We start from the raw sequence: 9,011 nt of genomic DNA, 5'->3' as shown, positions 1-9,011 counted from the left end.
TGACCTGACCGGGATTCTATTCGGACCGGTCATACCATATGTAGCGTTTGTGCAGGATAAGGGATAGGATTTTGCATTTCACAGGGATCGGCACCGAAGGGTTTGAATACGGGAACTGATAAGATAAACAGAACGGACCGAACAGCCATGCAGGATCATCTGACACTTGTAGAGATACTACTCGGACGGGATCATTACCTCATTGACGGAGACATGATTGATAAGTTTGTCCGGCCGCTGCAGACCGTTACCGTGTATGATGCACCCCCGTATATTGAAGGGATGGCACGATGGGGTGAGGAGATGATACCGGTCATCAACATAGCACCCCTACTCGGAATGGACCGGGCTGACACGAAGAGGCACCGTACTCTTATCATCCATAAAGGAGTTGTCAGCGAAACCGAAATGGCAGTATCAGTCGATGACGTCTTTCATGTCAGATCGGTCATCCCGTCTGATATTATGCCAGCTGACATATCGGCATGTGAAGGGATGGAAGAGTTTGTAAAAGGACTAATTCGGCTCAGGGTCGGATCAGAAGAGAAAGATGAGGAATTCCTCCTGCTCTACCTGAATCTCCATAAGATGCTCACTGATCTCTTACGAGGAAAAATTGCGCGTCCTGCACCAGATTTTTATGTCTGGAGATGGGAGAGCGGGGCGGTGAGATCATAAGATCAGAACAGAATACCTAAGAATACTCCATCCATCTGTATCCTGTGCCATATCACTTTTTTGAACCTCACAACCATGTACTACCTATGAGCTGGAGTCCGGTTACACTTGAGAACTGGCTGAATAGACAGAAAGGAGCCCTTGATGAAGTCAGGGGACCTGTTGAGGCGATTATTCAGGAGGTCAGGGCACGGGGGGATGCAGCGCTCCTTGACTATGCCGAAAAATTCGACGGGGTCAGACCTAATGCAGTCAGAATCAGTGAGCAGGAGAGGGATGCTGCATATGAAGCGGTATCCCCCGAGATCGCTGAAGCATTGTCCGAAGCGTATGCACGGATAAGCAGATTTCATGAGCTCCAGCGTCGTGATGATCTCTGGATAACTGAAACAGAACCTGGAATCTCTCTTGGAGTAAAGACTACTCCCCTCTCACGGGTAGGCATCTATGTTCCCGGGGGGAGAGCAAGCTATCCTTCAACTGCACTCATGTGTGCCATTCCTGCCAGGGTTGCCGGCGTTGGGGAGATTATATGCTGCACACCCCCACCGGTTCATCCACTCACCATAGTCGCCTGTGATATCGCCGGGGTGGATGAGATATACCAGACCGGTGGTGCCCAGGCCATAGCAGCGATGGCATATGGAACGGAAAGTATCGCCCCGGTTGAGAAGATCGTCGGCCCCGGGAACCGGTATGTGACCACGGCTAAGATGATGGTCCGTGATATCGTGGAGATAGACTTCCCTGCAGGTCCCTCTGAGATTGCCATCATTGCTGATGAAGAAGCACAGCCGGACTTTATTGCAGCTGACATCATTGCCCAGTCTGAGCATGATCCACTAGCAGCGTCCATACTGATAACCCCTAGCAGGAACCTTGCAGATGAGGTCGGAACATGGATCACGCGACTTACAGCACAGGCGGATCGAAAAGATATCATAACCCAGTCTCTTGGGCGCTCCGGGTACCTCCTGGTAAAAGATCTGAGCGAGGCGGCTCTCGCATCCAACACGATTGCACCTGAACATCTTGCAATACAGGTCAAAGACTCATTGTCCCTGCTTGGAAAGATAAAAAATGCAGGATCCATATTTATCGGACCGTATACAGCAGTGGCCTGTGGTGACTATGCATCAGGAACAAACCATGTTCTGCCAACCGCTGGCAATGCCCGGTTCTATTCAGGCCTGAACGTGGCACATTTCACCAAGACATCCACAATCCAGATGATAGACAAGGAAGGACTTGAACTCATAGGGGATATCGTTGAGATGATTGCAGATGCTGAAGGACTATCGGCCCATGCAGATTCAGTCAGAATCAGACGGGGTACTCTCTGAGAAATGAATCACATCATACCCGGTTCGCTGATTACGACAGGGTTTTGGTCCGTATCCGGAGGAGCGTTATGAGCATTGAGACTGTATCAGCAAACCGGAGTCTGGAGTCCTGCGTATCATTCCAGATGACCGGAACTTCGATAAGGGAGTATCCTTTTTTTGTAAGACGCCAGATAAGCTCCACATCAAACTCAAACCCCGTTGCATGAAGGTCAGGCAGTACTGCATCAAGAGCCTCTTTTCGAAAAACTTTTGCACCACACTGCGTGTCATAAAACGATAGGCCAAACATCACCCGAATGATGGTGTTAAATATCCGGCTCTGGATACGACGGAAGAGAGGTTGTTTTCTTAAAAGAACCTGGCCGGGGAGATGCCTGGAACCGATGGCGCCGTCATGATCTCTGATAAGACGAGACAGCCGTATCAACTCTGCTATCGGAGTAGAGTTATCAGCATCCATAAACCCGACGAGGGGTGCCATTGCAACCGCAAACCCTGCCTGAACACCCCCGCCCTTTCCAAGACGGTGGGGGAAGGTCAGACACCTGATTATCAGATCCGGATGATTTTTTTTATACTCCTCAATAATATCGTCAGTATTATCAGTACCATCACATACAAAAATGAACTCAATGTCAGGATCCTTTAATTCTGACAGAAGCGGGGTTATCCGGGCAGATTCATTATAGGCAGGGATCACAATGCTGACAGATGGATGATTCATAATCGGGAGGGCGAAGCTCTATGCCCTATCTGATTCACCTGAAATCCTCATATGTATTCCCCATACCTATCGTCAGTCTCATGCTCGAGAACGGTTCATACATGAAGGTATGCATTACCTGGATGAAATAAAAATGAAAGGCCAGAAGGCAAACCCGTTCTTCTGTCTTATGGGAATAGTACCGGTTACGTACGGGGATGGGAAGGCACGGCTCTCCATGACGGTCAGGGACGATATGAAGAACGGTGAGGGATGGCTTCAGGGTGGCATCTATACCGCTCTCGGTGATGAGGCAATCGCCCTTGCTATCTATACGCTGCTCAACGAAGGAGAGACGATAGCAACTATCACATGTACAACTCACTATATCAGGGGAATTCAGGAAGGAATGATCAATGCTGACGGTGAGGTCGTCAAAAAAGGCAGACAGATGATATATGCCGAGGCGACCATCACTGATGCGAATCATGGTACCCTTCTCGCCCGATGCACTGCCTCTTTTATAGTCCGGTCATGAGTTGGCACAGGATAAAAGAGGGATCAGAGGTAACCTTTCTGCAGGTTTTCGGAGGAGGAACGTGAAGTATATTTTTATAACCGGGGGTGTTATGAGTGGGCTTGGAAAGGGCATAACTGCTGCATCCATCGGCCGGCTTTTAAAAAACCGTGGATACCAGGTTACTGCAGTCAAAATTGATCCCTACCTGAATATTGATGCGGGCACCATGAACCCGGCTCAGCACGGGGAAGTATTTGTTCTGCATGATGGTGGTGAGGTTGACCTGGATCTCGGAAATTATGAGCGCTTCCTGGATATTGAACTCAACTCCTCCCATAATATCACAACCGGAAAAGTGTACCGGATGGTCATTGATAAGGAGCGCCGGGGCGATTACCTGGGTCAAACGGTCCAGATCATTCCCCATATTACTGACCAGATCAAGGACTGTATCAGAAAAGCTGCAGAAGAGCCGGTATTTGATGGAAAACCTGCAGATATCTGTATTGTTGAGGTTGGCGGAACCGTCGGTGATATTGAAAGCATGCCATTTCTGGAAGCGGTCAGGCAGATGAGAAGTGAACTTGCAACCGCAGATCGTGCCCTGGTCCATGTCACCCTCATGCCATCAGACTCGATGGGAGATCTGAAGACAAAACCGACCCAGCACTCAGTCAAAGCGCTCAGGGAACTTGGATTATTTACGGATATCATCGTTGGGCGGAGTGAGCGGCCATTAAATTCACACACGAAAAAGAAACTTTCATCGCTGTGTGACATCCCGCAAAACGGGATCATCAGCGCTGCGACCGTTCCTGATATATATCAGGTTCCGATGGAACTGGAAAAGGAGGGGCTTGCTGATGTCTTATGCCAGCTTCTCCAGCTGGGAAAGGATGGTGCTGATCCTGAATGGTACCGTGTTGTGACCAGGGAGTATACCCACCGGGTAACCGTCGGGATTGTCAGTAAATATGGAAAGGAAGACGTCTATCTGTCTATTAAAGAGGCTCTCAAGCATGCAGGACGAAGGCTCTCAACCGAAGTATCAATCAGATGGCTTGATGCAGAACGTGTTGAACCTGCGGATCTTCGTGAGTGTGATGGCGTCCTCATTCCGGGCGGGTTTGGCATCAGGGGCATTGAGGGTAAGATCCAAGCAATCCGCTTATGCAGAGAGGAGAAGATTCCTCTCCTTGGCCTATGCCTCGGCTTTCAGCTCTCTGTCGTTGAGTATGCACGGCATGTCCTTGGCATTGCTGATGCATGCAGCAGTGAGTGCGGTGATGGAACGGCGGTTATTACCATCCTGCCTGAACAGGAGGGTATTGAGAACCTTGGGGGAACCATGCGGCTTGGTGACTACCCGGTTCACATCACACCCGGTACAATAGCCTATCAACTCTATCAGCAGCAGGAGATTATCGAACGGCACCGGCACCGGTATGAGGTTGATCCGGCGTATATTCAGCAGCTGGAAGATGCAGGGCTTGTATTCTCAGGGAAGAACCAGAACCGGATGGAGATTGCAGAGATTCCAAATCATCCCTTCTTCTTTGCAACCCAGTTCCATCCTGAATTCAGGTCAAGGCCAACGAGGCCCTCACCACCATTCCTGGGTTTTGTTGAGGCATGCCGAAAGAACAGAGAAAAGGGAGAATAATGGTTAATACGGAGAAATTTATTACAGAGGCCATTCGCCGGATTCAGGAGGAATCAAAAGGTGAGAAGGTCGTTATTGCCCTCTCAGGAGGGGTTGATAGTTCGGTCTGCGCAGAACTGGCATCACGGGCGATCGGAGAGCGGCTGATCCCGATCTACGTTGACACCGGACTGATGCGGAAGGGTGAGACTGAGCGGATAACAGAGATATTTGGTCATCTTGGACTGAAGGTAGTCAATGCTGCTGATGAGTTTTTGGATGCACTTGAGGGAGAGAGTGATCCTGAAAAGAAACGAAAGATCGTCGGTGAACGATTCATCCGTGTCTTTGAGCGGGAAGCGACAGCAACCGGTGCGCAGTATCTCCTGCAGGGGACAATCTACCCTGACTGTATCGAGAGTGAGGGAGGAATCAAGAGCCATCATAACGTCGGCGGCCTGCCACTCACCATGCAGTTCTCCGGGGTTATCGAACCACTTCGGGACCTCTATAAGGATGAGGTCAGAGCGGTTGCTGAGGCGCTTGGTCTCCCCCGCGAGATAGCCCACCGAATGCCATTTCCCGGACCCGGGCTCTCGGTCAGGGTCGTTGGAAAAGTAACCAGAGAGGCTATCGAAGTAGTCAGGGAGGCAAATGCCATTATCGAAGAGGTTCTGGTAGAGAAGTACCGGCCATGGCAATGCCTTGGGGCTCTGGTAGGACTTGGAACCGGTGTGAAAGGAGATAACCGGCTCCATGGATGGATCGTTGCAGTACGGGCAGTCAACTCACGCGATGGCATGACCGCAGATCCAATAGAGGTATCATTTCAGGATCTCAAGGAGATTGAATCGAGAATCACCTCCTCAATACCCAGTGTTGCACGGGTAGTGTATGATATTACCCCCAAACCTCCTGCAACCATCGAATACGAATAAAAATTGTGTTGATACCATGAAATACGAAGATAATTATCGCGAACTTGAATCATCATATTATATGCCTGCATTCAGCCGGGATATGATGCTGGTAAAGGGATCCGGATGCACGGTCACCGATGCAGAAGGAAAAACATACCTTGACTTTGTCGCCGGAATTGCGGTATGCAGTACCGGGCACTGCCATCCGAAGGTTGTTCAGGCAATACAGGAACAGGCAGCAGAACTTATCCACTGCTCCAATCTGTTCTATGTACCCCACCAGGGGACACTTGCAAAGCGGCTGGTAGAATACTCCGGATTGAAAAGGGCATTCTTCTCCAACTCAGGGGCTGAGGCAAATGAAGCGGCGATAAAACTGGCACGTGTCAGAACAGGAAAGACGGAGTTTATCGCCTGTGAGGACGGATTCCACGGACGTACCATGGCATCCCTTGCCTGTACCCACAAACCTGCCATCAGGGAGCCTTTTCTCCCATTAAACCCCAGCTGCACCTTTGTTCCGTACGGGGATGCAGATGCGATCCGCAAAGCGATAACCCGGGATACCGCAGGAGTAATAATTGAACCGGTCCAGGGGGAGGCAGGGGTAATCATTCCACCGGAAGGGTACCTCAGGGAGGTTCGGGAGATCTGTGATGAGAAGGATGTCCTCCTGATCCTTGATGAAGTACAGACTGGTGTAGGACGGACCGGGACATGGTTTGCGTACCAGCATGAAAAGATCCTGCCGGATATTGTATCACTTGCAAAAGGAATCGCCAGTGGATTTCCCATGGGAGCAATCATTGCCCGTGACGGCCTTGAGTTCACAAAATCCGAACATGGAAGCACCTTTGCCGGGGGCCCGGTAGCATGTGCCGCTGCTCTTGCAACCCTTGACGTTATTGAGGAGGTCCTGCCGTCAGTGGCACACAAGAGCGAGCAGATGAAGAAGGCACTTGCTGCACATGAACCACGAATTATTGGTCTGATGGCAGGGATTACCATCGGTGATTCATGCCCTGCGGTCCAGCAGCAATGCAGGGAGAATGGTGTACTCGTAAACTGTGCCGCTCATGGAAATCTCCGGCTGGTCCCACCCCTCGTCATCAGTGCTGAGGAGATCGACCGGGGATGCGGGGTTATTAATGCAGCAATCACATCGATCTGCTGATCTCATTCGTGATCTCTATCGGCAGGGTGCCTCCTACATATTTGCCAGAAAGCCGGAGGAGATTGCAAAGGAGTATGGATTTTGTCAGGTAGCCCGTCTGGCAAGTAATGAAAATCCATTCGGACCTTCTCCCCGTGCAGTACAGGAAGCAGAAAAAGCACTTGTATCTATGCACCGGTACCCTGATACCACCCATACCGGTTTGATTCATGCACTGCGAGAGTATCATGGAGATTACTCCTTTGTCACCGGTGTGGGAATGGACGGGGTGATTGAGACCTGTATCAGGACTCTCATCAATCAGGGGGACCTGGTTGCCATTTCTACTCCGACCTTTTCATTTTACGGCCTTGCAGCTGCAGCACAGGGAGGGGTCGTAAGAAACATCCCCCGAAATCCGGATTTCACGGTTGATGTGCCATCATTCATATCAGCGGCAAGGGATGCGAAGATATCATTCCTCTGCAGCCCAAACAACCCCTCCGGAACCGTAACACCAGTATCGGTCATTGAAGAGATCCTGCAGAACATAAACGGAATACTCTTTCTGGATAATGCCTATGTGGAATTCTCATCTGAGGAATATCACCAGCTCATGAACCGGTATGATAACCTGATTATCGGACGAACCATGTCCAAGGTTTTTGGTCTTGCCGGATGCAGGGTTGGATATGCATTCGTTCCGGACTGGTTCAAACTGGTCTATGACAAGGCTGCAACCCCTTTTACCCTTAATACCATATCAGCAGCAGCAGCTATTGGCGCTCTCTCTGACCATGAATACATCAGGAAGACGATTGCCTATGTCCGCACCTGGCGGGAAATATTTACCAAGGAGACTCGAAAACCGGTTCTCCCGAGCGGGGCGAATTTTGTAATGATAGATGTTGCTCCGCTGACCGGTGATCAGGCAACTGATTTTTTTGCACAAAAGGGAGTGCTGGTCAGATCATGCAGGAGTTTTCCTGGTCTTGCAGATCATTATATCAGGGTGTGTGTCGGAGAAGAATGGGAAAATATCAGGTTTCTTGAGGCATTCAGAATAATATGATGATCGCTCTTACCGGTACACCCGGAACAGGAAAGACGTTGGTAGCACAGGAACTTCAAAAGAGAGGAATACCGGTCACCTATGCTTCAGATACCATAGATCCGTACCGGCTTGGTAATGATCCTGAGAGGGATACCGATATCATCGATGAGGAACGCTGGGCAGAGGAGTTTAGTCCGGTTGAAGGGATTATTGAGGGCCATCTGACGCACCTCCTCCCGGCGGACCGGGTCATTATCCTGCGATGCAGACCGGATGTCCTCAAAGAGAGACTTACCAGAAGAGGATATCCGGAGAAGAAAATCAAGGAGAATGTGGAGGCAGAAATCCTTGATGTCTGCCTTGCCGAAGCATTTGATATTCACGGTGAGGAGAAACTCTATGAGATAGACACGACCAATGCAGACATTCCTGACTGTGCCGAACAGATTGAAGCGGTCATCAGAGGAACTGCAAAGCCGGTTGTCGGTATTGTTGACTGGCTTATCACATACCGGGACATGCTATGACCCTTGATTCATACCGCAGACAGGTAAAACCGATCATCGATCCGGTTGTTGCTGCATGTATCAGACTCAAAATCACTCCTGACAGTTGCACCGTCCTTTCTTTACTTGCAGCAGCCGGTGCAGGCATTGCATTTTACTTTTATGAAATCGGGATAGGCACCATATGCATCCTCCTCAATGCAGTGTTTGACGCTCTTGACGGTTCCATTGCACGGGCCATGGATATCCAGAGTCTGAGAGGGGACTTTCTGGATCATACCGTCGACCGGTATGCAGATATCCTCATGATATGTGGGATATTCGCCGGTCCGCTCTGTCCATGGCAGATTGGAGTCTTCGGGCTGACCGGTGTTCTTATGGCATCGTATTTGGGCACCCAGGCTCAGGCAGTGGGAATTGGTCGTTTTTATGGAGGATTTTTAGGGCGGGCTGACCGGCTTATTCTTCTCATTGGTGCCGGTATAATCT

At 50.1% G+C, this 9,011-nt stretch carries 10 protein-coding genes; 9 read left to right on the top strand and 1 reads right to left on the bottom strand.

Annotated features, from left to right (window positions below):
- The first annotated feature begins 147 nt into the window (after positions 1-147).
- The gene (locus PLA23_RS07180; protein WP_324474633.1) at positions 148-678 is read left to right on the top strand and encodes a chemotaxis protein CheW; all 531 of its coding nucleotides are present in this window, start codon (positions 148-150) and stop codon (positions 676-678) included.
- An 86-nt stretch (positions 679-764) separates the two neighbouring features.
- Entirely contained in the window at positions 765-2,021 is a 1,257-nt protein-coding gene (hisD, locus tag PLA23_RS07175) for a histidinol dehydrogenase (RefSeq protein ID WP_324331286.1), read from the top strand.
- Between the two features lie 31 nt (positions 2,022-2,052).
- Here hisD and PLA23_RS07170 read toward each other — a convergent pair whose 3' ends face one another.
- Positions 2,053-2,748 carry a dolichyl-phosphate beta-glucosyltransferase gene (locus PLA23_RS07170; RefSeq protein ID WP_324331288.1) on the bottom strand — a complete coding sequence of 232 codons (696 nt, stop codon included), beginning with the start codon at positions 2,746-2,748 and terminating at the stop codon, positions 2,053-2,055.
- 109 nt (positions 2,749-2,857) lie between these two features.
- On the opposite strand from PLA23_RS07170, the gene PLA23_RS07165 reads away from it, so the two are divergent.
- The 7 genes from PLA23_RS07165 to PLA23_RS07135 all read left to right on the top strand — a co-directional run.
- Entirely contained in the window at positions 2,858-3,265 is a 408-nt protein-coding gene (locus tag PLA23_RS07165; RefSeq protein WP_324474631.1) for a PaaI family thioesterase, read from the top strand.
- 61 nt (positions 3,266-3,326) lie between these two features.
- On the top strand, positions 3,327-4,910 hold the full coding sequence (gene pyrG / locus PLA23_RS07160; protein WP_324331291.1) for a glutamine hydrolyzing CTP synthase: 1,584 nt from the start codon (positions 3,327-3,329) through the stop codon (positions 4,908-4,910).
- Complete coding sequence (gene guaA, locus PLA23_RS07155) at positions 4,910-5,827, top strand: glutamine-hydrolyzing GMP synthase (protein ID WP_324474629.1); 918 nt, start codon at positions 4,910-4,912, stop codon at positions 5,825-5,827. The genes pyrG and guaA overlap by 1 nt, the downstream gene beginning before the upstream one ends.
- 16 nt (positions 5,828-5,843) lie before the next feature.
- On the top strand, positions 5,844-6,983 hold the full coding sequence (locus PLA23_RS07150) for an aspartate aminotransferase family protein (RefSeq protein ID WP_502883602.1): 1,140 nt from the start codon (positions 5,844-5,846) through the stop codon (positions 6,981-6,983).
- A complete protein-coding gene (locus PLA23_RS07145) occupies positions 6,958-8,034 on the top strand; it encodes a pyridoxal phosphate-dependent aminotransferase (protein WP_324474627.1) in 1,077 nt (358 codons plus the stop codon). The genes PLA23_RS07150 and PLA23_RS07145 overlap by 26 nt, the downstream gene beginning before the upstream one ends.
- On the top strand, positions 8,031-8,543 hold the full coding sequence (locus PLA23_RS07140; RefSeq protein ID WP_324474625.1) for an adenylate kinase family protein: 513 nt from the start codon (positions 8,031-8,033) through the stop codon (positions 8,541-8,543). Before PLA23_RS07145 ends, PLA23_RS07140 begins: the two co-directional genes overlap by 4 nt.
- Positions 8,540-9,011 (top strand): CDP-alcohol phosphatidyltransferase family protein (locus PLA23_RS07135; protein WP_324474622.1); only part of this gene is annotated, 472 nt, incomplete at its 3' end. The genes PLA23_RS07140 and PLA23_RS07135, both read left to right, overlap by 4 nt.

The organism is Methanospirillum sp. (assembly GCF_035406105.1).
Lineage (GTDB): Archaea > Halobacteriota > Methanomicrobia > Methanomicrobiales > Methanospirillaceae > Methanospirillum.
Note: the sequence above shows the minus strand (reverse complement) of the source record. Positions and strands in the feature narration are given on the sequence as shown.

Excerpts from the sequence above, each read along its gene's own strand:
- PLA23_RS07170 (WP_324331288.1), bottom strand. The coding sequence starts at position 2,748 with ATGAATCATCCATCTGTCAGCATTGTGATCCCTGCCTATAATGAATCT.
- PLA23_RS07180 (WP_324474633.1), top strand. The coding sequence starts at position 148 with ATGCAGGATCATCTGACACTTGTAGAGATACTACTCGGACGGGATCAT.
- hisD (WP_324331286.1), top strand. The coding sequence starts at position 765 with ATGAGCTGGAGTCCGGTTACACTTGAGAACTGGCTGAATAGACAGAAA.
- PLA23_RS07165 (WP_324474631.1), top strand. The coding sequence starts at position 2,858 with ATGCATTACCTGGATGAAATAAAAATGAAAGGCCAGAAGGCAAACCCG.
- PLA23_RS07145 (WP_324474627.1), top strand. The coding sequence starts at position 6,958 with ATGCAGCAATCACATCGATCTGCTGATCTCATTCGTGATCTCTATCGG.
- PLA23_RS07140 (WP_324474625.1), top strand. The coding sequence starts at position 8,031 with ATGATGATCGCTCTTACCGGTACACCCGGAACAGGAAAGACGTTGGTA.
- guaA (WP_324474629.1), top strand. The coding sequence starts at position 4,910 with ATGGTTAATACGGAGAAATTTATTACAGAGGCCATTCGCCGGATTCAG.
- PLA23_RS07150 (WP_502883602.1), top strand. The coding sequence starts at position 5,844 with ATGAAATACGAAGATAATTATCGCGAACTTGAATCATCATATTATATG.